Annotated in this window: 20 protein-coding genes; 11 read left to right on the top strand and 9 right to left on the bottom strand. The window is 71.7% G+C overall.

The features are described 5' to 3' along the window. Positions 1-85 precede the first annotated feature (85 nt). From atpA to ACZ4MU_RS04765, 5 genes are all read left to right on the top strand, one after another. Entirely contained in the window at positions 86-1,681 is a 1,596-nt protein-coding gene (gene atpA / locus ACZ4MU_RS04785; protein ID WP_467870960.1) for a F0F1 ATP synthase subunit alpha, read from the top strand. A 20-nt stretch (positions 1,682-1,701) separates the two neighbouring features. Next, positions 1,702-2,619: a F0F1 ATP synthase subunit gamma gene (locus tag ACZ4MU_RS04780; protein WP_365102374.1), complete on the top strand. Its 918-nt coding sequence runs from the start codon at positions 1,702-1,704 to the stop codon at positions 2,617-2,619. Further along, on the top strand, positions 2,619-4,061 hold the full coding sequence (gene atpD / locus ACZ4MU_RS04775) for a F0F1 ATP synthase subunit beta (RefSeq protein WP_358833299.1): 1,443 nt from the start codon (positions 2,619-2,621) through the stop codon (positions 4,059-4,061). Before ACZ4MU_RS04780 ends, atpD begins: the two co-directional genes overlap by 1 nt. 119 nt (positions 4,062-4,180) lie before the next feature. Continuing rightward, positions 4,181-4,555, top strand: a complete 375-nt coding sequence (locus tag ACZ4MU_RS04770; RefSeq protein ID WP_358833298.1) for a F0F1 ATP synthase subunit epsilon — start codon at positions 4,181-4,183, stop codon at positions 4,553-4,555. Positions 4,556-4,693: 138 nt separating this feature from the next. Beyond that, positions 4,694-5,140, top strand: coding sequence for a DUF2550 domain-containing protein (locus tag ACZ4MU_RS04765; RefSeq protein WP_467870958.1), 447 nt, complete (start codon positions 4,694-4,696; stop codon positions 5,138-5,140). Positions 5,141-5,347: 207 nt separating this feature from the next. On the opposite strand, the gene ACZ4MU_RS04760 is transcribed toward ACZ4MU_RS04765, so the two are convergent. The 3 genes from ACZ4MU_RS04760 to ACZ4MU_RS04750 all read right to left on the bottom strand — a co-directional run bounded on the left by ACZ4MU_RS04760 (position 5,348) and on the right by ACZ4MU_RS04750 (position 9,212). Then, positions 5,348-7,207: a glycosyl hydrolase family 18 protein gene (locus ACZ4MU_RS04760; protein ID WP_467870956.1), complete on the bottom strand. Its 1,860-nt coding sequence runs from the start codon at positions 7,205-7,207 to the stop codon at positions 5,348-5,350. A gap of 161 nt (positions 7,208-7,368) precedes the next feature. Continuing rightward, entirely contained in the window at positions 7,369-8,016 is a 648-nt protein-coding gene (locus tag ACZ4MU_RS04755) for a response regulator (protein WP_467870955.1), read from the bottom strand. After that, entirely contained in the window at positions 8,013-9,212 is a 1,200-nt protein-coding gene (locus ACZ4MU_RS04750; RefSeq protein WP_467870953.1) for a sensor histidine kinase, read from the bottom strand. Before ACZ4MU_RS04750 ends, ACZ4MU_RS04755 begins: the two co-directional genes overlap by 4 nt. A gap of 175 nt (positions 9,213-9,387) precedes the next feature. Between ACZ4MU_RS04750 and ACZ4MU_RS04745 the strand changes: the two genes are divergently transcribed. Beyond that, a complete protein-coding gene (locus ACZ4MU_RS04745) occupies positions 9,388-9,939 on the top strand; it encodes a hypothetical protein (protein WP_467870951.1) in 552 nt (183 codons plus the stop codon). Between the two features lie 64 nt (positions 9,940-10,003). On the opposite strand, the gene ACZ4MU_RS04740 is transcribed toward ACZ4MU_RS04745, so the two are convergent. Further along, on the bottom strand, positions 10,004-10,576 hold the full coding sequence (locus ACZ4MU_RS04740; protein ID WP_467870949.1) for a cob(I)yrinic acid a,c-diamide adenosyltransferase: 573 nt from the start codon (positions 10,574-10,576) through the stop codon (positions 10,004-10,006). A 270-nt stretch (positions 10,577-10,846) separates the two neighbouring features. On the opposite strand from ACZ4MU_RS04740, the gene ACZ4MU_RS04735 reads away from it, so the two are divergent. The 3 genes from ACZ4MU_RS04735 to ACZ4MU_RS04725 all read left to right on the top strand — a co-directional run bounded on the left by ACZ4MU_RS04735 (position 10,847) and on the right by ACZ4MU_RS04725 (position 15,166). Continuing rightward, positions 10,847-11,695 (top strand): 3-hydroxyacyl-CoA dehydrogenase family protein, encoded by an 849-nt coding sequence (locus tag ACZ4MU_RS04735; RefSeq protein ID WP_467870947.1) that lies wholly within the window; start codon positions 10,847-10,849, stop codon positions 11,693-11,695. Between the two features lie 159 nt (positions 11,696-11,854). Next, positions 11,855-12,178 carry an STAS domain-containing protein gene (locus ACZ4MU_RS04730; protein WP_067163978.1) on the top strand — a complete coding sequence of 108 codons (324 nt, stop codon included), beginning with the start codon at positions 11,855-11,857 and terminating at the stop codon, positions 12,176-12,178. 306 nt (positions 12,179-12,484) lie between these two features. Then, entirely contained in the window at positions 12,485-15,166 is a 2,682-nt protein-coding gene (locus tag ACZ4MU_RS04725; protein ID WP_467870944.1) for an ATP-binding protein, read from the top strand. Positions 15,167-15,368: 202 nt separating this feature from the next. Here the strand turns inward: ACZ4MU_RS04725 and nucS are convergent, their stop codons facing one another. Then, positions 15,369-16,040: an endonuclease NucS gene (gene nucS / locus ACZ4MU_RS04720; protein WP_467870941.1), complete on the bottom strand. Its 672-nt coding sequence runs from the start codon at positions 16,038-16,040 to the stop codon at positions 15,369-15,371. A 215-nt stretch (positions 16,041-16,255) separates the two neighbouring features. Between nucS and ACZ4MU_RS04715 the strand changes: the two genes are divergently transcribed. Then, positions 16,256-16,648: an SCO5389 family protein gene (locus ACZ4MU_RS04715; protein ID WP_351666312.1), complete on the top strand. Its 393-nt coding sequence runs from the start codon at positions 16,256-16,258 to the stop codon at positions 16,646-16,648. Positions 16,649-16,756: 108 nt separating this feature from the next. Here ACZ4MU_RS04715 and ACZ4MU_RS04710 read toward each other — a convergent pair whose 3' ends face one another. Then, positions 16,757-17,788, bottom strand: a complete 1,032-nt coding sequence (locus tag ACZ4MU_RS04710; protein WP_467870938.1) for an LLM class flavin-dependent oxidoreductase — start codon at positions 17,786-17,788, stop codon at positions 16,757-16,759. Between the two features lie 217 nt (positions 17,789-18,005). On the opposite strand from ACZ4MU_RS04710, the gene ACZ4MU_RS04705 reads away from it, so the two are divergent. Next, positions 18,006-18,332 (top strand): ATP/GTP-binding protein, encoded by a 327-nt coding sequence (locus ACZ4MU_RS04705; RefSeq protein WP_467870936.1) that lies wholly within the window; start codon positions 18,006-18,008, stop codon positions 18,330-18,332. A gap of 8 nt (positions 18,333-18,340) precedes the next feature. Here ACZ4MU_RS04705 and ACZ4MU_RS04700 read toward each other — a convergent pair whose 3' ends face one another. The 3 genes from ACZ4MU_RS04700 to ACZ4MU_RS04690 all read right to left on the bottom strand — a co-directional run bounded on the left by ACZ4MU_RS04700 (position 18,341) and on the right by ACZ4MU_RS04690 (position 21,397). Then, positions 18,341-19,177, bottom strand: coding sequence for an ABC transporter permease (locus ACZ4MU_RS04700; protein WP_467870934.1), 837 nt, complete (start codon positions 19,175-19,177; stop codon positions 18,341-18,343). Next, entirely contained in the window at positions 19,174-20,367 is a 1,194-nt protein-coding gene (locus tag ACZ4MU_RS04695) for an ABC transporter ATP-binding protein (protein WP_467870932.1), read from the bottom strand. Before ACZ4MU_RS04695 ends, ACZ4MU_RS04700 begins: the two co-directional genes overlap by 4 nt. A 250-nt stretch (positions 20,368-20,617) precedes the next feature. Then, entirely contained in the window at positions 20,618-21,397 is a 780-nt protein-coding gene (locus tag ACZ4MU_RS04690; RefSeq protein ID WP_467870929.1) for an ABC transporter permease, read from the bottom strand.

The raw sequence follows: 21,397 nt of genomic DNA, 5'->3' as shown, positions 1-21,397 counted from the left end.
GTGCAGAACTTGCAGAAGATTCCTGGGGGTCGCCCCCAGACCCCCTAAGAAGCTTCAGGCCCAACAAGGAGAGCAGGGAACCCAGATGGCGGAGCTCACGATCCGGCCGGAGGAGATCCGGGACGCACTGGAGAACTTCGTCCAGTCGTACCAGCCGGACGCGGCCTCGCGCGAGGAGGTCGGAACGGTCAGCGTTGCCGGCGACGGCATCGCGAAGGTGGAGGGTCTGCCCTCCGCCATGGCGAACGAGCTGCTGAAGTTCGAGGACGGCACCCTCGGTCTCGCCCTCAACCTCGAGGAGCGCGAGATCGGTGCGATCGTCCTCGGCGAATTCAACGGCATCGAGGAGGGTCAGCCGGTGCAGCGCACCGGCGAGGTCCTCTCGGTGGGCGTCGGCGAGGGCTACCTCGGCCGCGTTGTCGACCCGCTCGGCAACCCGATCGACGGTCTCGGCGAGATCGCGACCGAGGGCCGCCGCGCCCTCGAACTGCAGGCCCCGGGCGTCATGGTCCGCAAGTCGGTCCACGAGCCGATGCAGACCGGCTACAAGGCCGTCGACGCCATGGTGCCGATCGGCCGCGGCCAGCGTCAGCTGATCATCGGCGACCGCCAGACCGGCAAGACCGCGCTGGCCGTCGACACGATCATCAACCAGCGCGACAACTGGCGCTCGGGCGACGTGAACAAGCAGGTCCGCTGCATCTACGTCGCCATCGGCCAGAAGGGCTCGACCATCGCGTCCGTTCGCGGCGCCCTGGAAGAGGCCGGCGCGCTCGAGTACACGACGATCGTCGCCGCCCCGGCGTCCGACCCGGCCGGCTTCAAGTACCTGGCGCCGTACACCGGTTCCGCCATCGGCCAGCACTGGATGTACGCCGGCAAGCACGTCCTGATCATCTTCGACGACCTGTCGAAGCAGGCCGACGCCTACCGCGCCGTGTCGCTGCTGCTGCGCCGCCCGCCGGGCCGCGAGGCCTACCCGGGCGACGTCTTCTACCTGCACTCGCGTCTGCTGGAGCGCTGCGCCAAGCTCTCCGACGACATGGGCGCCGGTTCGATGACCGGTCTGCCGATCGTCGAGACCAAGGCGAACGACGTGTCGGCGTTCATCCCGACCAACGTCATCTCCATCACCGACGGCCAGTGCTTCCTGGAGTCCGACCTGTTCAACGCCGGCCAGCGCCCGGCCCTGAACGTCGGTATCTCGGTCTCCCGCGTCGGTGGCTCGGCCCAGCACAAGGCCATGAAGCAGGTCTCCGGCCGGCTTCGCGTGGACCTCGCCCAGTACCGCGAGCTGGAGGCGTTCGCCGCCTTCGGTTCCGACCTGGACGCGGCCTCGAAGGCCTCGCTGGAGCGCGGCAAGCGCATGGTCGAGCTGCTGAAGCAGGGCCAGTACCAGCCGATGCCGGTCGAGGAGCAGGTCGTCTCCGTCTGGGCCGGTACCACCGGCAAGATGGACGACGTCCCGGTCAACGACATCCGCCGCTTCGAGTCGGAGCTGCTGGAGCACCTGCGCCGCGAGCGCAAGGAGCTCCTCACCTCCATCGCCGAGGGCGGCAAGATGTCGGACGACACCCTGCAGTCGATCGCCGACGCCATCACGGCCTTCAAGCGGCAGTTCGAGACCTCGGACGGCAAGCTCCTGGGCGACGACGCGCCGGCCGTCAACGTCTCCAAGTGACGACGGAAGGGACCTGACTCATGGGAGCGCAGCTCCGGGTCTACAAGCGTCGCATCCGTGCCGTCACGGCGACCAAGAAGATCACCAAGGCGATGGAGATGATCGCCGCCTCGCGCATCGTCAAGGCGCAGCGCAAGGTGGCGGCGTCGATGCCGTACGCGACCGAGCTCACCCGCGCGGTGACGGCGGTGGCGACCGGCTCGAACACCAGCCACGCCCTGACCACCGAGGTCGAGACGCCGACCCGGGCCGCGGTCCTGCTCATCACGAGCGACCGCGGTCTGGCCGGCGGGTACTCCTCGAACGCCATCAAGCAGGCGGAGCGGCTCACCGAGCGGCTGCGCGGCGAGGGCAAGGAGGTCGACGCGTACATCGTCGGCCGCAAGGGTGTGGCGTACTACGGCTTCCGTGAGCGCAAGATCACGGACTCGTGGACCGGCTTCACCGACAGCCCGGCCTACGCGGACGCCAAGCGCGTCGCGGCGCCGCTGATCGAGGCCATCCAGACGGACACGGCCGAGGGTGGCGTCGACGAGCTGCACATCGTCTACACGGAGTTCGTGTCGATGATGACGCAGAACGCGGTCGACGGCCGGATGCTGCCGCTCAGCCTCGACAAGCCCGAGGAGGAGACCGGCGCGAAGGGCGAGATCCTTCCGCTGTTCGACTTCGAGCCGTCGGCGGAGGACGTCCTCGACGCCCTGCTGCCGCGCTACGTCGAGAGCCGTATCTACAACGCACTGCTGCAGTCGGCCGCCTCCGAGCACGCCGCCCGCCGTCGCGCGATGAAGTCGGCGACCGACAACGCCGGGGACCTCATCAAGAGCCTCTCCCGGCTTGCCAACGCGGCCCGCCAGGCCGAAATCACCCAGGAAATCAGCGAGATCGTCGGTGGCGCGAGCGCCATGGCCGACGCGACCGCGGGGAGTGACAAGTAATGACGACCACTGTTGAGACGGCCGCCGCCACGGGCCGCGTCGCCCGGGTCATCGGCCCGGTCGTCGACGTGGAGTTCCCCGTCGACGCGATGCCGGAGATCTACAACGCCCTCAAGGTCCAGGTCGCCGACCCGGCCGAGGACGGCAAGCTCAAGACGCTGACCCTGGAAGTCGCCCAGCACCTGGGTGACGGCCTGGTCCGCACCATCTCGATGCAGCCCACCGACGGTCTGGTCCGCCAGGCCCCGGTGACCGACACGGGCGAGGGCATCACCGTGCCCGTCGGTGACTTCACCAAGGGCAAGGTGTTCAACACCCTGGGCGAGGTGCTGAACTACCCGGAGACCAACGCCGAGGTCACCGAGCGCTGGCCGATCCACCGCAAGGCGCCGTCCTTCGACGAGCTCGAGTCGAAGACCGAGATGTTCGAGACCGGCGTCAAGGTCATCGACCTCCTCACCCCGTACGTCAAGGGTGGAAAGATCGGTCTGTTCGGTGGTGCCGGTGTCGGCAAGACCGTGCTGATCCAGGAAATGATCTACCGCGTCGCCAACAACCACGACGGTGTGTCGGTGTTCGCGGGCGTCGGTGAGCGTACCCGTGAGGGCAACGACCTCATCGAGGAGATGGGCGACTCGGGCGTCATCGACAAGACCGCCCTGGTCTTCGGTCAGATGGACGAGCCCCCGGGCACCCGTCTGCGGGTCGCGCTGGCCGGTCTGACGATGGCGGAGTACTTCCGTGACGTCCAGAAGCAGGACGTCCTCTTCTTCATCGACAACATCTTCCGGTACACCCAGGCGGGTTCCGAGGTGTCGACCCTGCTCGGCCGTATGCCCTCCGCGGTGGGCTACCAGCCGAACCTGGCCGACGAGATGGGTCTCCTCCAGGAGCGCATCACCTCGACCCGTGGTCACTCGATCACCTCGATGCAGGCGATCTACGTCCCCGCGGACGACCTGACCGACCCGGCCCCGGCCACCACCTTCGCCCACCTCGACGCGACGACGGTTCTCTCCCGTCCGATCTCCGAGAAGGGCATCTACCCGGCCGTGGACCCGCTGGACTCGACGTCCCGCATCCTCGACCCGCGGTACATCGCGGCGGACCACTACGCGGCCGCCATGCGTGTCAAGGGGATCCTCCAGAAGTACAAGGACCTCCAGGACATCATCGCGATCCTCGGTATCGACGAGCTGGGCGAGGAGGACAAGCTCGTTGTCCACCGTGCCCGCCGTGTCGAGCGCTTCCTGTCGCAGAACACCCACGTCGCCAAGCAGTTCACCGGCGTGGACGGTTCGGACGTGCCGCTCGACGAGTCGATCACCGCGTTCAACGCGATCTGCGACGGCGAGTACGACCACTTCCCCGAGCAGGCGTTCTTCATGTGCGGTGGCATCGAGGACCTGAAGGCCAACGCCAAGGAGCTCGGCGTCTCCTGACCCGAGCCGGTTTCCGTGACGACGAGGGGGCGGGTGCGTCCCGTCCCCTCGCTCACGCCCACTAGACTTTGACCCAACACCCGGCAGCAACCGCCGGGTGGTGACCCGAGGAGCCCACCTTGGCTGCTGAGCTGCACGTCGAGCTCGTCGCCGCGGACCGCAGTGTCTGGTCCGGCGAGGCCACCCTGGTCGTCGCGCGTACCGCGTCCGGCGACATCGGCGTCATGCCCGGTCACCAGCCGCTCCTCGGAGTGCTGGAGTCCGGCCCGGTGACCATCCGTACGAGCGAGGGCGGCACCGTCGTCGCCGCTGTGCACGGCGGGTTCATCTCGTTCGCGGACAACAAGCTCTCCCTGCTCGCGGAGATCGCGGAGCTCGCGGACGAGATCGATGTCCAGCGCGCCGAGCGGGCGCTGGAGAGCGCCAAGTCGGCCGAGGACGGCGCCGCCGAGCGCCGCGCCGAGGTCCGGCTGCGTACGGTGTCGGTGCGCTAGCACCCCGCCGAGGAGTTTTGCCCTCAGCCGCGGTCACGGGTCTGGAATCTTCCGGACCCGGCCGCGGCTGAGGTCGATGCAGGCACAAGTGACCGGGGCGATCCCCCGGCCCCGAATGGAGCGAGGAGGTCGGTGTAGATGACCCTCGTTCTGCTTGTGGGCGGCCTGGTCGTCGCGCTGGTACTGGTGGGACTCTTCGTCTTCGGTCTGCGCCGGCGGCTGATCCAGCGTTCCGGCGGGACCTTCGACTGCAGTCTGCGCTGGGACGTGCCCGAGGGCGGCGATCCCGGCGGCAAGGGCTGGGTGTACGGAGTCGCGCGGTACAGCGGTGACCGGATCGAGTGGTTCCGGGTCTTCTCCTACGCGCCCCGGCCGCGGCGGCTCCTGGAGCGCTCCGCGATCGAGGTCGTGTCGCGGCGCAAGCCGGCGGGGGAGGAGGAGCTGGCGCTCCTGTCCGACGCGATCGTGCTCGGGTGTACGCACCGGGGTGTGCGTCTGGAGCTGGCGATGAGCGAGGACGCGCTGACGGGTTTCCTGGCGTGGCTGGAGGCGGCGCCGCCGGGGCAACGGGTCAACGTGGCTTAGCCGGGGCTTCGCCCCGGACCCCTGTTTCGTTGCGTCCGCGGGCCGTGGTCGGCTGGCCGCGCAGTTCCCCGCGCCCCTTGTATGCGCCCCTGCGGGGCGCTCCTGGGGGCGCGGGCAACTGCGCGATCAGCCACCTACGGTCCGCAGGCGAAGGGGTGACACCGGGGGACGGGGACGGGCCGGCCGCCCGGTGCCGTACCGGAGCGGTTACCGCAACCCGGAATCGATCGCCGAGATCAGCTCACCCCCGGATGTGTCCCCGCTGAACTCCCAGAAGAACGCCCCCCTGAGCCCCTGGGACTTCGCGTACGCCATCTTCCCCGCGATCGTGGACGGCGTGTCGTAGCTCCACCAGTTGGAGCCGCAGTGGGCGTACGCGGTGCCCGCGACCGTGCCCGTGACGGGGCAGGTGTTCTTGAGGATCTTGTAGTCCTCGATGCCCTGCTCGTACGTACCGGGCGCCGGGCCCGTCGCCGTGCCGCCCGGGGCGTCCTGGGTGACGCCGGTCCAGCCGCGGCCGTAGAACCCGATCCCCAGGTTGAGCTTGCTCGCGGGGATGCCCTTGCCCAGGTACTTCTGGATCGCCGCGTCGGTGTTGAATCCGGCGATCGGGATCCCGTTGTACGAGGTGAGCGGGGAGTGCGGGGCCGTGGGGCCCTTCGCGTCCCAGGCGCCGAAGAAGTCGTACGTCATCACGTTGTACCAGTCGACGTGGCTCGCCGCCCCGGCGTAGTCGGCCTGGTCCATCTTGCCGCCCGCGGAGCCGTCGGCGGTGACCGCCGCCGTCACCAGGTTCGAGGCGCCGAACTTGGCGCGCAGCGCAGCCAGCAGGTTCTTCAGCGCGGCCGGGCCGCTGGTGTCGCAGGAGAGCCCGCAGGCGTTGGGGTACTCCCAGTCGATGTCGATGCCGTCGAAGACGTCGGCCCAGCGCGGGTCCTCGACCAGGTTGTAGCAGGAGTTGGCGAAGGCGGTGGGGTTGGCCGCCGCCGCGCCGAAGCCGCCCGACCAGGTCCAGCCGCCGAACGACCACAGCACCTTGATGTTCGGGTACTTCTTCTTCAGCTCGCGCAGCTGGTTGATGTTGCCCGCGACCGGCTGGTCCCAGGTGTCCGCGGTGCCGTCGACGCTGGAGGAGGCGTCGTACGTCTTCTGGTAGTCCGCGTAGGCGTCACCGATGGCGCACTGGCCGCCGGTGACGTTACCGAAGGCGTAGTTGATGTGCGTCAGCTTGGCCGCCGAGCCCGAGGTGACGATGTTCTTGACGTGGTAGTTGCGCTGGTAGACGCCCCAGTCGGTGAAGTAGCCGAGCTTGACCGTGGATCCGGGGCCCGGGTTGCCGCCGCCCCCCGTGGTGGTGACGGTGACCGAGCCGGAGGCCGGGCCGGTCTGGTCGGCGGTGTCGCGCGCGGTGACGCTGTAGGTATAGGCCGTCCCGGCGGTCAGGCCGGAGTCGGCGTACGTGGTCCCGGTCACCGTGGCGATCTTCGCGGAGCCCCGGTAGACGTCGTAGTTCTTGACGCCCTTGTCGTCGGTGGCGGCGGTCCACGCCAGGCTCACGGAGGTGTTGGTGACGCCGCTCGCCCTCGGGGTGCCGGGCGCGGACGGCGGGCTGTCGCCGGGCGGGGTCGTACTCCCGTCGCAGGGGCCCCCATTGAGCTTGCAGCCCGAGGGGGAGCCGGAGCCCGCGCCGTTGAAGCCGAAGGTGACGCTGGCGCCGGGCGCGAGTGTGCCGTTGTACGCCTTGTTCTTGGCGGTCCAGTGGTTGGCGTCGTGGGTGACGTCCGCGTCCCAGGACGAGGTCACGGACGTACCCGAGGGGTAGTCCCACTCCACGGTCCAGGAGCTCAGCGCCGCGGTGCCGGTGTTCTTCACCGTCCACTGGGCGCCGAAGCCCGAGCCCCAGTCCTGGGTCTTGGTGTAGGTGGCGGTCGCGGAGGCGGCTGCCGCGGCGGGGGAGGCGCCGGCCAGGCCGACGAGCGCGGCCAGGGGAAGGGCCAGCGCGGTGAGGGTGGCGGCGGCGCGGGTTCTGAAGCGGTTGCGGGTGCGGATGCGCGTGGGAGTGCTCAAGGAAGCTCCTCGAGTGAGGTCCGACGGGTGTGGGGGTGGGACCTTGCTCCGCCCGGTGAGCGCACGGCCACGGTGTGGGCACGCTCACGCAGCAGTGCCGTGAGCGTAGAAAGGTCTGTACCAAGCGTCAAGAGGTCCAGACCAACGGCCGGAAGCCGTCCTCAGAGGCCCAACTCCTGCGCCAGCACCGCCGCCTGGACCCGGCTGCGCAGCTCCAGCTTGCCCAGCAACCGGCTGACGTGCGTCTTCACGGTGGCCTCCGCCATCGCCAGCCGCGCGGCGATCTCCGCGTTCGACAGACCCTCGCCCAGACAGGACAGCACCTCGCTCTCGCGCCGGGTGAGCGTGTCCAGCGCCGCCGGGCGCTCGGCCGGATGCCGGGCCGAGGAGGGGGCCGCGAACTCCGCGATCAGCCGCCGGGTCACCGCGGGCGCGATCATGCCCTCCCCGCGCGCCACCGTCCGTACCGCCTCGATCAGGTCCCGGGCTTCCGCGTTCTTCAGCAGGAACCCCGAGGCGCCCGCCCGCAGCGCCCCGAACACGTACTCGTCGAGGTCGAACGTCGTCAGCACGAGCACGTCCGCGAGCCGCTCCGCGACCACCTGACGGGTCGCCGAGACCCCGTCGAGCCGAGGCATCTGCACATCCATCAGGACCAGGTCGGGCCGCAGCTCCCGGGCCAGGCGCACCGCCTCCTCGCCGTCCGCGGCCTCCCCGGCCACCTCGATGTCCGGGGCGCTGCCCAGGATCAGCACCAGACCGGCCCGTACCGCCGCCTGGTCCTCCGCCACCAGCACCCGGATCGTCATTGACTCGACTCGCCTTCCTGAAGGGGCAGTTCGGCCCGTACCCGCCAGATCTCGCGGCCGTCCGCCGCCGGCTCGGGCCCCGAAGCGAAGGCCCCGCCGAGCAGCACCGCCCGCTCCCGCATCCCCACAAGACCCGCCCCCGACCCGGGCGCCCGCGGCCCCGGACGCCGTCCCTCACCGTAGGGGCTGCTCACCTCGACGGTCAGCGCCCGCCCGGTGTGCGCGAGCGAGGCGATGACCGTGCCGGGGGAGGCGTGCTTGAGGGCGTTGGTCAGCGACTCCTGGACGATCCGGTACGCGGCGAGCTCGACCGGCGCGGGCAGCGCGGCCCCGGCCGGCCGGTCGTCCGCGAGCGTGAAGGCGAGCCCGCTGGAGGCGCCGTTGGTGCGGGCCTGGGCGACCAGCGCGTCCAGCCCGGCCAGCGTCGGCGCGGCGGCGGGCTCCTCGGCGGGGCCGCTGTCGCGCAGCAGCCCGATGAGGCGCCGCATCTCGGCGAGCCCGTCCACGCTGTTCTCACGGATCACCGTGAGCGCCCGGCGCGTGGTGGCCGGCTCGTCGAGCGAGAGCGCCGCCGTGGAGTGGATGGCGATCGCCGAAAGGTGGCCCGCGACGAGGTCGTGCAGCTCACGGGCCATCCGGGCGCGCTCGGCCACCACCGCCTGCGCGCGGTCCATCTCGGCGAGCAGCGCGGTCTGCTCGGCGCGCAGGGTGGCCGCCTCCGCCGTGTCGCGGTGGTTGCGCACCAGGGCGCCGGTGGTGGCGGGCGCGAAGCAGACGAGACCGGTGACGATGCCGAGGAGCAGGGCCTGCGGGGTGCGGAACCAGGCGAGGTGGGCGAGGGTCGTCGCCACGGTGATCAGACCGGTGGTCACCGGGATGCGGCGGGCCGCGGCCGGGGTGCCGTAGAGAACAGCGGCGTAGACGAGGTCGGTGAACATCAGGACCGTCGCCAGGCTGCCCGAGGTGAACTGGTCGCCGACGACCGCGGCCGTGCCGCAGAGGAGGGCGGTCTGCGGCCGGGTGCGGCGCACCAGTTCCAGCGCCGCCGTCACCGCCAGCGGCACCAGCGTCCAGCCCCGGCCCAGCAGTCCGCTGCCCCCGGAGAACAGCCCGAGCGCCCACAGCACCAGCCCGCCCGCCAGCCCCACGGCGGCGATCAGGACGTCATGGCGGTGCGGGCGGGGGAAGCGGTTCACGTACCCATGAAACACGTGGCCACGGCCCCGGACCTCCCCGCACCGGCCGAGCCGCCGCTCCCTCGGGTACACCGAAGGATGCAGTGCCGACTCCTCACTGCCGACGACGAGCGGGCGCGATCGCGGGCCGACGCTGGAGGGAGCAGGGACAAGGGAGCCGAGCAAGGAGAACGCCGTGATCGTCACACTGATCGTCGTCTGCGAGGTGGGCTTCTGGGTGCTGCTCACGGGCGGTCTGGCGCTGCGCTACTTCGCGAAGATGCCCAGGACCTCGGTGGCGGTGCTGCTCTGCGAGCCGCTCCTCGAAGCGCTGCTCCTCGCGGTCACCGTGATCGACCTCAGGAACGGCGCCGAGCCGGACTTCAAGCACGGCCTCGCCGCCGTGTACCTCGGCTTCTCGGTGGCGATGGGCCACCACGTGGTGAAGCGGTGCGACGCCTGGTTCGCCCACCGCTTCGCGGGCGGGCCGCGCCCCGCCAAGGCACCGGCGGGCGGCACGGCCCGCGCGGTCCACGAGTGGCGGACCGCCGCCCGCTGGACGCTCGCCGCCGTCCTCGCCATCGCCCTGCTCCAGGGCGGGATCTGGTACGTGGGGGGCGAGGGGAACGTGGACTCCCTGCGGATGTGGCAGCAGCGGATGCTCTGGCTGATCGGCATCAACGTGCTCATCGCGCTCAGCTACACGCTGTTCCCGAAGAAGGCGGAACCGGCCCGCCCGCGCCGCTGACCGGCGGCCCCGACGCCACTCTCCCGGCCGACCGGCGGACCGGACGCCGCCTCCCCGCGACGCCCTACCGCTCGCCGCCCGGCACCCACAGCACGTCGCCCGTCTCCTTGTTCGCCGTCCTCGCGAGGATGAACAGCAGGTCCGAGAGGCGGTTGAGGTACGTGGCGGTCAGCGGGTTCATCGTCTCGCCGTGCGCCTCCAGCGCCGCCCAGGTGGAGCGCTCGGCGCGGCGCACCACGGTGCACGCCTGGTGCAGCAGCGCGGCGCCCGGGGTGCCGCCCGGCAGGATGAAGCTGCGCAGCTTCTCCAGCCGCTCGTTGAACCGGTCGCAGTCCGCCTCCAGCCGGTCCACGTAGAACTGCTCCACCCGCAGCGGCGGGTACTTCGGCTCCTCGACCACGGGCGTGGACAGGTCGGCGCCCACGTCGAACAGGTCGTTCTGCACGCGGGTGAGGACCTGGACGACCTCCTCGGCGAGACCGCCGAGCGCGATCGCCGTGCCGATCACCGCGTTCGCCTCGTTGGCGTCCGCGTACGCCGAGATCCGCAGATCCGTCTTGGCGGTACGGCTCATGTCGCCCAGGGCCGTCGTGCCCGTGTCGCCGGTGCGGGTGTAGATGCGCGTCAGATTGACCATGGGGTCAGCCTAGTTACGCGGGGGCCCGCCGCCACGCCGGTGTGCCGACCGTCACGGCGCGCCCGGGTACCGCGGACATTCCCCGCCCAAGTACGCGGTACGGGACGAGCGGTGGGGTTCCGGGGGCGGCCGGTGAGACGCCGCTCACCCGTCCTGGTGTGATGTCCGTCATCCGAGACGTGACGCGCATCTCTTACGGCTCCCAAGACGCCTCACGGCCGATAGCCTCCGCCGGAGAGCCGTATCAGTAAGCCGTCAAAGGGGTGTGAAGTGGCCAGGAAGCTCGCCGTCATCGGGGCCGGACTCATGGGTTCGGGCATCGCGCAGGTCTCGGCCCAGGCGGGCTGGGACGTCGTGCTGCGTGACGTCACCGACGAGGCGCTGGCCCGGGGCACCGACGGCATCAAGGCCTCGTACGACAAGTTCGTGAGCAAGGGCAAGCTGGCCGCCGAGGACGCGGAGGCCGCGCTCGGCCGCATCACCACCACCACCGACCTGGACGCCGCCGCCGACGCCGACATCGTCGTCGAGGCCGTCTTCGAGAAGCTGGAGGTCAAGCACGACATCTTCCGTACGCTCGACAAGATCGTGCGCGCGGACACCGTGCTCGCCTCCAACACCTCCGCCATCCCGATCACCAAGATCGCGGCGGCCACCGAGAACCCCGAGCGGGTGGTCGGTGTGCACTTCTTCTCGCCGGTCCCGATGATGCAGCTCTGCGAGCTGGTACGCGGCTACAAGACGAGCGACGAAACCCTGGCGGCCGCCCGGGAGTTCGCCGAGTCCGTCGGCAAGACCTGCATCGTCGTCAACCGCGACGTCGCCGGTTTCGTCACCACCCGGCTGATCTCGGCGCTCGTCGTCGAGGCGGCGAAGCTGTACGAGTCGGGCGTGGCCACCGCCGAGGACATCGACCTCGCGTGCAAGCTCGGCTTCGGCCACGCGATGGGCCCGCTGGCCACCGCGGACCTCACCGGCGTGGACATCCTGCTCCACGCCACCAGCAACATCTACACCGAGTCGCAGGACGAGAAGTTCGCACCGCCGGAGCTGATGCGCCGGATGGTTGACGCCGGTGACATCGGTCGCAAGAGCGGGCAGGGCTTCTACAAGCACTGATTGACGCGCCCTCACCTCCCCTTGCCCCAAAATCACTCCATGGGGTGAATTAGGTATCGGTTCGCTTACAGACGGCAACTTCCCTGCGGTCTGTGCAGTCAGTTGGTGCAGTAAGAGACGACAGGCAGACAGGCATACGGAGCACTCCGGGGAGTTCATATGCACATCAGGGGCGACCACGTCGAGCTGGTCGTCGGGGGCCGCCTCGACGTCCGCAGCGCGGCGGACGCCCGTACGGTCCTGCACTCGGCCGTCGACGACGGAGCCGGCGACCTGGTGCTCGACCTGACCGAGCTGGACTCCTGGGACGCCACCGGCCTCGGGGTGATCATGGGGGCCCACCGGCGGGCCGGCCGCTGCGGCCGGCGGCTGGTGCTGCGGGGCGTCCCGCCCCAGATGCAGCGCCTGCTGGTGGCGACCCGGCTGCACCGCATCCTCGCCATCGAGGGCGGCATCGCCGCGGAGGCGCTGCCGCGCGTGTGAGCGCGCGCGGCGCCCCCGCCGTCCCCCTCCCTCCGTACCGCCCGTCCTTCCGCGGCCCCGCTGTGCGTGGTCTGTGCGGCACTGGTGCAGATCATGTGGAAGCCGGTCCTCCGCACGCAATCCTCACCGGACCGTGACGCTCTGGGCGGGTCGGTACCCCGCCCGTTCGGCGATACTGGGCGAAGGTTTAGGGTGCGGTCTCCCGCCGGTCGACATCCCTGCGGCGGGGACCGGACCAGAGCGACAGCGCAGTGCGTAGCGGCCGGGTGGGGCAGGTTGCGCAGGCGTATCTGGGGGGCTTTCACCATGAACCCGATGGACACCCGGGGACCGGACGAGTTCGACGACGAGCAGGACGGACCGGGCCGGGGCGCCGCCGTGCGCAAGGAGCGCGACCGCGCCGCCGTCACCCCCGAGCTCGGCACCCGCGCCGCCTCCCTCGCGCGCACGGTCCGGCTCGTCTCGGGCGACTTCCTGGTCACCGTCAACCCCGTCGACGGCAGCGAGATCGAAGCCTGCCCGCCGGGCGAGATACCCGGCCGCCCCGAACGCCGGTCCGCCGCCGAACGCACCGAGCGGGAACGGGCGCTCAAGCCCCCGGTGCCCGCCGGTCCCGCGGCGCCCGCGCCGGTCCTGCTGGAGCGCGACGAGGAGCGCGAGCGGCTGGTGCGCCTGCTCGGCCGGGGCCGCTCGGTCCGGCTCACCGGCCCCGCCGGCTCCGGGCGCACCGCCCTGCTCGACGCGGTGGCCGGCGACTGCGCCCGCCTCGCGCCCGACGGCGTGATCCGCCTCAGCGGCCACCGCCGCACCCCCCAGGAACTCCTGCACGAGCTGTACGCGACGGTCTACCGCTCCCCGCTGCACCGGCCCGACCGGGCCGGGCTCCACGACCGGGTCCGCGAGATCGGGGCGATCGTCGTCGTCGACGACCTGGAGTTCGGCGGCGCCGCCCTGGAGGAACTGCTCGCCGCGGCCCCCGAATGCGCCTTCCTGCTCGCCGCCACGCCCGATGTCGTGGCGCCGCTCGCCGAGTCCTCGCTCGAAGAGCTCGCGCTGAGCGGCCTCGGGCGCGCCGCCTCCCTGGAACTCCTGGAACAGGCCGTGGACCGGCCGCTCACCGACGACGAGGCCAACTGGGCGGGCGACCTCTGGTTCGAGTCGGAGGGCCTGCCCCTGCGGTTCGTGCAGGCGGGCGCGCTGCTGCGGCAGCGGGACGGGCTGCGCGGCGAGGGCGCCCCGCTCGACGAGTTCGGGCTGCCGGTCGAAGGACCCGAGGACCTGTCCGTCTTCTCCGCCGAGGGCCGCGAGATGCCGCTGCCGTCGCTGGGCGAGGGCGCCGCGCCCGCCGCGCCGCTGGCGGCCCGGCTCGGCCAGGCCGCCCGGGAGACCCTGCGGTTCGCCGTCGCGCTCGGCGGCGAGGTGCCGCACCAGGCGCATCTGCCCGCGCTCGTCGGCGACACCCACGCGGACGCCGCCCTCGGCGAACTGCTGGGCTGCGGGCTGCTCTCCCCGGTCGGTACGCGCTACCGGCTCGCGGCGGGCGTGCTCACCCAGCTGGAGGCCGCCGGGTACGGGGAGTCCGAGGAGGGCACCGCGGAGCGGGCGCACACCGCCGCCCGGCACTACGCCTGGTGGACCGGCCACCCCTCGGTGACGCCCGAGCGCGCGGCTGCCGAGGCGGACGCGGTGCTCGCGGCCCTGGGCGCCCTGGTGCCCGGCGAGGACGCCGAGCACCCCGCCACGGCCGTACGGCTGGCCCGCAGCGCGGCGCCCGCCTTCGCGGCGGGGCTGCACTGGGGGGCGTGGGAGCGTTCGCTGCGGATCGGCTCGGCCGCGGCCCGGCTCACCGGTGACGTGGCCGACGAGGCGTACTTCCACCATGAGCTCGGTGTCCTCGCGCTCTGCGCCGGCAACGTCGACCGCGCCCGGGCCGAACTGGAGGCGTCCATCGGGCTCAAGGGCGCGCTCTCCGACAAGCGGGGCACGGTCGCGGGCCGCCGCGCGCTGACCCTGGTCGAGGACCGTTCCGGCCGTCCGGTGGTCTCGGGCGGGCGCACCCCGTCCGGCGACGAGGTCCCGGCGGCGCGCCACGAGGAGTCCCAGTCGCCGCCCGCGGGCGTCCCGGCCCCGGTGCCGTTCCCGGCCCTCGCCCTGGCCCCGGCGCCGCCCCCGCAGGCCGTGCCGACCGTGCTGATCCCCGGTGCGGCGACGCCCCGGGCGGGGAAGTGGACGCTGTTCACCGGTACGCGCCGCAACCTGGTGGCGGCGGGCGCGGGGGCGGTGCTGGCGGTGGTCCTGGGCACGGTGGTGACGCTGGGCGCCACGTCCGGTTCGGACGCGCCCGACGACAAGGTGGAGCAGCAGCCGCGGTCGGTGGACGAGGGGGACGGCGGGGAGGCGGGTCTTCCGGCGGACACCCCGACGCCGCCCGCGACGGCGCGCCCCCGGTCCGGGGGCGGATCCGTGACACCGCCGTCCTCGTCCCCGGTCCACCACGGCGTGCCCGGGACGTCTCCGTCCTCGGTCCCCTCGTCGCCGTCGACTCCCTCGGGGCAGCCGTCCGCGCCGTCGGGGTCGCCGTCGAAGCCGAGCGGCAAGCCGTCGACGACCGGTGGAGCGTCCACGAGCGGGGGGTCGTCCACGACGGGGGGGACCACGAGTACGGGGGGTACGTCGACGGGTGGGTCCACGGGGTCCACGGGGACCACGACGGGGTCGACCGGGGGTACGTCGTCGACGGGCGGTGAGACGACGACGGGCGGTGGCACCTCGGAAGGCGGCACCACCGGCGGCTCGACCACGACCGGAGGGTCGAGCACCGGCGGGGAGACCACGACGGGTGGGTCCGGGACCGGGGGGACGGACGGGGCTACGGGTGCGACGACCGGGTCGGCCTCGTCCGGGTCGACGTCGTCCGGGGCGACCTCGTCCGGGGGGACGACCCCGAGCGGCAGCGCGTCCGTCCCGGCGGCATCGCCTTCGGCGTAGGTTCCCCCGCCCCGCCCCTTCCCGAAAGCCTCCGGCGGTTGTCGGCCGTATGCGGGACCGTGGGGGCTGATCGCGCAGTTCGCCGTGCCCCTGGGGGGACTCCGGTCGCCGTGGCCGTTGGGCTCAGGGCGCAGCCCCGGGCTTCAGGGGCGCGGGGAACTGCGCGATCAGGCCTCGCCGGGTCCGCCGAGGGGGGCGGGGGTCAGAACAGGCGGAGCTTGTCGTCCTCGATGCCGCGCAGCGCGTCATAGTCCAGCACCACGCACCCGATCTCCCGGTCCGTCGCCAGCACCCGTGCCTGCGGCTTGATCTCCTGCGCCGCGAACACCCCCCGTACGGGAGCCAGGTGCGGGTCGCGGTTCAGCAGCTCCAGGTAGCGCGTGAGCTGCTCCACCCCGTCGATCTCACCGCGCCGCTTGATCTCCACCGCCACCGTCCCGCCGGACGCGTCCCGGCACAGGATGTCGACGGGGCCGATCGCCGTCGGGTACTCGCGGCGGATCAGGGTGTACCCCTCGCCCAGCGTCTCGATCCGGTCCGCGAGCAGCTCCTGCAGGTGCGCTTCCACGCCGTCCTTGATGAGGCCCGGGTCCACGCCCAGCTCGTGGGAGGAGTCGTGCAGGATCTCCTCCATCGTGATGATGAGCTTCTCGCCCGCCTTGTTCACCACGGTCCAGACGTCGACACCGTCCCCCGTCCCCTCCTTGAGGGTGCAGGGCGGAGACATCCAGTTGAGGGGCTTGTACGCCCGGTCGTCCGCGTGGATGGAGACGCTGTTGTCCGCCTTCACCAGGATCAGCCTGGTGGCGGAGGGCAGATGGGCGGTGAGGCGGCCCGCGTAGTCGACGGAGCAGCGGGCGATGACGAGACGCATGGTCGGCAACGCTACTCGAATCCCCCCGCCGAACGCGATTCGCCCGGCAAAGCACTGTTCGTTATTGGCCGGTTACGTGCCAAGTACCTGTCGCAGCCACCATGGCGCCCCTACCGTGTAAGCGGGAGGTCGTCGGCCAGGCACACAGCGTGGCCGACTTCGTTCCTTTCCCTGGCCGTAAGACCCCGCTCCCCGGGGTCGCGAGAGGAGAAACCATGTCGCTCGACGTCTCACCGGCCCTACTCGAACAGGCCGAGCGAGGCGAGGTCGACGAAGCCGATTTCGTCGACTGCGTCCGGACCTCCCTGCCGTACGCATGGGAGATGATCAGTTCTCTGGTGGCCCAGCTGAAGGTGGACGGTGGCGAGTTCGCCGACAACCAGACGCCCCCGCCGGACGAGCAGGCGCGCGGCCAGCTTCTTCGCGCGCTCGCGAGTGACGCCATCCGCGGTGCGCTGCAGCGGCATTTCGGTGTCCGCCTGGCGTTCCAGAACTGCCATCGCGTCGCGGTGTTCCCGCTGGACCCGTCGGTCGACGAGCGGCTCGCCCGCTTCACGTCCATCCGCGGGCAACTGCTCAACCAGTCCCCGGAGTTGAGGGACTGCTGACGCCTTCGCCGCCGCTCCGCATCGCGGGAGGTGCAATTGATGCGGAGCGGGGGCCCTTCGCGGTCTCCGCCCTCGCGCCCCCTCGGGGCGCCGTCCCCCTCGGGCCCCTCACCCCAGCAGCGGCAGCACGTCCGCGCCCAGCCTCCGTACGTTCTCCTCCGTCGCCGCCAGGTCCCCCGATCCCTCCACCAGGAAGGCGAAGCGCGTGATGCCCGTCTTCTCGGCCGTCGCCGCGATGCGGTCCGCCGCCAGCCGTGGGGTGCCGACCGGGTGGAGGTCGCAGAGCAGTTCCGTGTACTGCACAGGGTCGCGCATGGCCCGGTGGCGGCCGTCGACCGTCACATGCGCGTCCAACCCCTGCTTCAGCCAGCCGGGCATCGCCTTCAGCAGGGTCTCGGCGGCCCGGGCGCTGTCGTCCTCGATCTGGGCCACCCCGGCCGACACGTGCGGCGCGGCGGCCACCGTCTCCGGTGCGACCCCGGACGCCAGCGCGTGCGACCGCCACAGCGCGACCATCTCCGCCTTCTCCTCGTCGCCGCAGTGCATCCCGAGCAGCATCGGCAGGCCGCGCTCGGCCGCCAGCCGCACGCTCTTCGGCGAGGTGCACGCCACGATGACCTCGGGGCCCGCCGGACCGTCCGTGAGCGACTCGTCGGGCCTCGGCACCACCGGGACCTCCCGGAAGGTGAAACGTTCGCCCACCGAGGACACCCGGGGCTGGGACAGCCAGCGCAGCAGCAGGTCGAGCGAGTCCGGGAAGCCCTCCTCGTACGCCCGCAGGCCCGCGCCGAAGACCTCCAGGTCGACCCAGGGGCCGCCCCGGCCGACCCCCAGCGAGAAACGGCCGCCGGACGTCAGGTGCAGCAGCGCCGCCTGCTCGCCCAGCGCCACCGGGTGCGCGCTCGGCAGGACGCTGACCGCCGTCCCGACGCGGATCCGGTGGGTGCGCCCGAGCAGCAGGGCCGCCAGCGTCACCGCCGACGGACACACCCCGTACGGAACGAAGTGGTGCTCGGCGAGCCACACCGAGTCCAGGCCCGCCTCCTCGGCCACCTCGGCGGACCGCACCGCCCGGTGCAGCACCTCCCCCTGGCCCTGGCCCGGGAATTGGGCGGCCAGTACAAAAGTTCCGACACGCATCGCCTTCATGCCTCCTCGCGGCCGACGCGGCTCCCCCTCTTACCGGCAACAACGTCTGACAAGTGCCAAGGGCACGGCCGGGCGCGAACTTCTTGCGATAGTCCGGTAAGTGTCCCCCGTACGAGTTACCGTGCCCTTTCTGTGCGGCCCGGGTACCCGGGGCAAGTACCTCTACGCTGGAGGCAGTCCGTCCGCCCGGCCCCGTGAGGTGTTTTCCGTGTCCCCGCGCCGCAACCGCCCCAAGGGCGGCGACCAGCCGACCGCACCGACCGGCGGGCCGGGGGACCGCTTCGGTGTGGAGCGCACCGAGACGTACCGGGGCGAGGAGTGGTTCGTCCGGCACGTCAGCGGGGCGAGCGCCCAGGGCAAGCGCTACCGCTGCCCCGGCTGTGACCAGGAGATCCCCTCCGGCGTCCCGCACGTGGTGGCCTGGCCCGAGTACGGCGGCGTCGACGACCGCCGCCACTGGCACAAGGCCTGCTGGAACGCGAAGGACCGCCGCACCACCAGGGTGCAGCGGTCCAGGAACGCGCCCAGATACTAGCGGCGGCCTCACACGTCCCGGCTGGTCAGTGCCGCGAAGGCGCCGCCGAGCGCCGCGGCGGTGACGGCGCCCAGGATCAGCAGCGGGGTCCAGCCGGTGGGGCCGGAGTCGCTCACCGTGGAGCCGTAGAAGACGGCCAGCTGGCTGGGGATCGAGTACTCGAACAGGGCGTCGCGCACCGACTCCAGCGAGGGCGAGAACATGAACAGGCCGAGCACCAGCGGCAGCAGCACCAGGCCGATCATGACCGTGATCGCGCCGGCCGAGTGCCGGATCAGCGCGCCGACCGCGAGCGAGAGCAGGCCGAGCGTGGAGATGTAGAGGCCGACCCCGACGGTCGCCTTGAACAGCTCGGAGCCGGTCGGCCGGCTGATGGCGTCCACCATCCCCATCTGCATCATCGCCACCAGACCGGTGGTGAGCGTGACGATGACGAAGGACAGCAGGAAGAAGACGATCGACTTGGCGGCGAGGATCCGGGCCCGGCTGGGGCACGCCGTCAGCGTGGTGCGGATCATGCCCGTGCCGTACTCGGAGGCGATGGTCAGCACGCCGAGCGTGATCACGCAGATCGAGCCGAGCAGGACGCCGTAGAACCCCAGGGCGAGCAGCGGGGTGTCACCCATGTCCGAGCCGGAGGCGTTGACCGCGACCGCAGCGAGCAGTCCGATGCCGATCACGAGCACGATCAGCACGCCCAGGGTCCACATCGTGGAGCGCACCGAGCGGATCTTCGTCCACTCCGAGGCGATGGCGTCGCCGAGGGATGCGGGCCGCACCGGGATCGGCGAGGTGTACGTCCCCAGGGGCGCACCCGGTGCCTGCTGCTGGTAGGGGGTGGTCATCGGGCGTCCTCGGGCTTGGTCAGGGAGGGGGCGGTGGCGGGGGCGGCCGGAGCGGGCCGCTGCGGGGCCGCGGCGGGCGCCTGCGGCACGGGGGCCTGCGCCGGGGCGGCCGGGGCACCCGGGGGCGCCGCCGGGGCCTGCGCGGGGGCGTGCGGGGCCGCGTACGGGTTCTGCCCGGGCGGCGGCGGGGCGTACCAGCCCTGCGTCGGCACCTCGGGGATCACCGGCGGCGGCTGGTGGCCGGGGGGCACCGGCTGCATCAGACCGGCCTTCTGGTCGGCCGTGGAGCGGTAGTCCACCGCGCCCTGCGTCATCCGCATGTACGCCTCCTCCAGCGAGGCCTGGTGCGGCGAGAGCTCCCACAGCCGTACGTCCGCCTCGTGGGCGAGGTCGCTGATGCGCGGCAGCGCCAGGCCGGTCACCCGCAGGGCGCCGTCCGGCTCCGGCATGACCTGGCCGCCGGCCTCGGTCAGCGTGGCCGTCAGCTTCTCCCGGCCGGTGGCCTCGGGGGTGCGCACGCGCGCGAAGTCGGCGGAGTTGTGGGAGATGAAGTCCTTGACGCTCATGTCGGCGAGGAGCTGCCCGCGGCCGATCACGATGAGGTGGTCGGCGGTCAGCGCCATCTCGCTCATCAGGTGCGAGGAGACGAAGACGGTACGGCCCTCGGCGGCGAGCCGCTTCATGAGGTTGCGCACCCACAGGATGCCCTCGGGGTCGAGGCCGTTGACCGGCTCGTCGAAGAGCAGCACCTGGGGGTCGCCGAGCAGGGCCGCGGCGATGCCCAGGCGCTGGCCCATGCCGAGCGAGAACCCCTTGGAGCGCTTGCCCGCCACCTCCTGGAGCCCGACGACCCCGAGCACCTCGTCGACCCGGCGGGCCGGGATGCCGGAGAGCTGGGCGAGCGAGAGCAGGTGGTTGCGGGCGCTGCGGCCGCCGTGCACGGCCTTGGCGTCGAGCAGCGCGCCGACCTGGCGGGGCGCGTTGGGCAGCGAGCGGAAGGGGTGGCCGCCGATGGTCACATGGCCGGAAGTGGGCTGGTCCAGGCCGAGGATCATGCGCATGGTCGTCGACTTGCCGGAGCCGTTGGGCCCCAGGAAGCCGGTGACGGCGCCCGGCCTCACCTGGAAGGAAAGGTTGTACACGGCTGTCTTGGCGCCGTAGCGCTTCGTCAGGCCGACTGCCTCGATCATTCTCCAGCCCCATCGACGGTGTGGGTCGTCGGGGCGGTGGCCGAACGCCAGGGTGCCCCCGTATGAGTGAGGAGCTTATCGAGGACTTTACGGTTCCGCCGAAGCGATGACAGTTGGGTTACGTCGACATTCGCCCGTTATGTCCTCAAACTTTCCGGAGGTCACCCGGCCCCTCTCCGGAGGACACGCGGCCCCCCCCTCGGAGGTCGGTCGCCGGTCCCTTTCGGCGGCCGTCGGCCCCGCCGCGGGCTCAGGCGTCGCGCCTCTTCAGGACGAGGTAGCCGCCCGCGAGCGCCGCCGCCACCCACAGCGCCATGATCCCCAGCCCGGCCCACGGCCCGTACGGCGGCGGCTCGCTGTTCATCGCGTTCGGCACCACCTGCATGATCTTGGAGCCCGCCTGGTCGGGGAAGTAGCGGGCCACCTTCTTGGCGCCCGGCACCGCCGACAGGATCTGGGAGATCAGGAAGAAGAACGGCATCAGGATGCCGAGCGAGAGCATCGAGCTGCGCAGCATCGTGGCCACGCCCATCGAGAAGAGCGCGATCAGCGCCATGTAGAGGCCCGCCCCGAAGACCGCCCGCAGCACGTTCGGCTCACCGATGGTGGTGCGGTGCGGGCCGAGCAGCGCCTGGCCGAGGAAGAAGGAGAGGAAGCTGGTCGCCATGCCCACGACCAGGGCGAGCGCCGTGGCGACCAGAAGTTTGGCGAAGAGGAAGGTGGCCCGCTGCGGCACGGCGGCCAGCGAGGTGCGGATCATGCCCGAGCTGTACTCGGTGCCGACCACCAGGACGCCGAACACCACCATCGCCAGCTGGCCGAGGACCATCCCGGAGAAGCTGATGTAGGTCGCGTCGAAGGTCATCCGTTCGGCCGGCTTCAGGTCGTCGAACTGCGACTTCATCAGCGCGCACAGGGCCGCGCTCACCGCCACGGTGACGGCGAAGGCGCAGATGAGCGTCCAGGACGTGGAGGAGACCGTACGGATCTTGGTCCACTCCGACCTGAGGACCGCGGGTACCGCCGCCAT

Source organism: Streptomyces sp. NPDC026377 (assembly GCF_055567715.1).
The sequence above is the reverse complement of the archived record's forward strand: the minus strand, read 5'-3'. Positions and strand labels throughout refer to the sequence as shown.

What these genes read in the sequence shown, in the direction of transcription:
- atpA (WP_467870960.1), top strand. Translation starts at nt 86, where the DNA reads ATGGCGGAGCTCACGATCCGGCCGGAGGAGATCCGGGACGCACTGGAG.
- ACZ4MU_RS04780 (WP_365102374.1), top strand. Translation starts at nt 1,702, where the DNA reads ATGGGAGCGCAGCTCCGGGTCTACAAGCGTCGCATCCGTGCCGTCACG.
- atpD (WP_358833299.1), top strand. Translation starts at nt 2,619, where the DNA reads ATGACGACCACTGTTGAGACGGCCGCCGCCACGGGCCGCGTCGCCCGG.
- ACZ4MU_RS04765 (WP_467870958.1), top strand. Translation starts at nt 4,694, where the DNA reads ATGACCCTCGTTCTGCTTGTGGGCGGCCTGGTCGTCGCGCTGGTACTG.
- ACZ4MU_RS04755 (WP_467870955.1), bottom strand. Translation starts at nt 8,016, where the DNA reads ATGACGATCCGGGTGCTGGTGGCGGAGGACCAGGCGGCGGTACGGGCC.
- ACZ4MU_RS04740 (WP_467870949.1), bottom strand. Translation starts at nt 10,576, where the DNA reads ATGGTCAATCTGACGCGCATCTACACCCGCACCGGCGACACGGGCACG.
- ACZ4MU_RS04730 (WP_067163978.1), top strand. Translation starts at nt 11,855, where the DNA reads ATGCACATCAGGGGCGACCACGTCGAGCTGGTCGTCGGGGGCCGCCTC.
- ACZ4MU_RS04725 (WP_467870944.1), top strand. Translation starts at nt 12,485, where the DNA reads ATGAACCCGATGGACACCCGGGGACCGGACGAGTTCGACGACGAGCAG.
- nucS (WP_467870941.1), bottom strand. Translation starts at nt 16,040, where the DNA reads ATGCGTCTCGTCATCGCCCGCTGCTCCGTCGACTACGCGGGCCGCCTC.
- ACZ4MU_RS04715 (WP_351666312.1), top strand. Translation starts at nt 16,256, where the DNA reads ATGTCGCTCGACGTCTCACCGGCCCTACTCGAACAGGCCGAGCGAGGC.
- ACZ4MU_RS04710 (WP_467870938.1), bottom strand. Translation starts at nt 17,788, where the DNA reads ATGCGTGTCGGAACTTTTGTACTGGCCGCCCAATTCCCGGGCCAGGGC.
- ACZ4MU_RS04700 (WP_467870934.1), bottom strand. Translation starts at nt 19,177, where the DNA reads ATGACCACCCCCTACCAGCAGCAGGCACCGGGTGCGCCCCTGGGGACG.
- ACZ4MU_RS04695 (WP_467870932.1), bottom strand. Translation starts at nt 20,367, where the DNA reads ATGATCGAGGCAGTCGGCCTGACGAAGCGCTACGGCGCCAAGACAGCC.
- ACZ4MU_RS04690 (WP_467870929.1), bottom strand. Translation starts at nt 21,397, where the DNA reads ATGGCGGCGGTACCCGCGGTCCTCAGGTCGGAGTGGACCAAGATCCGT.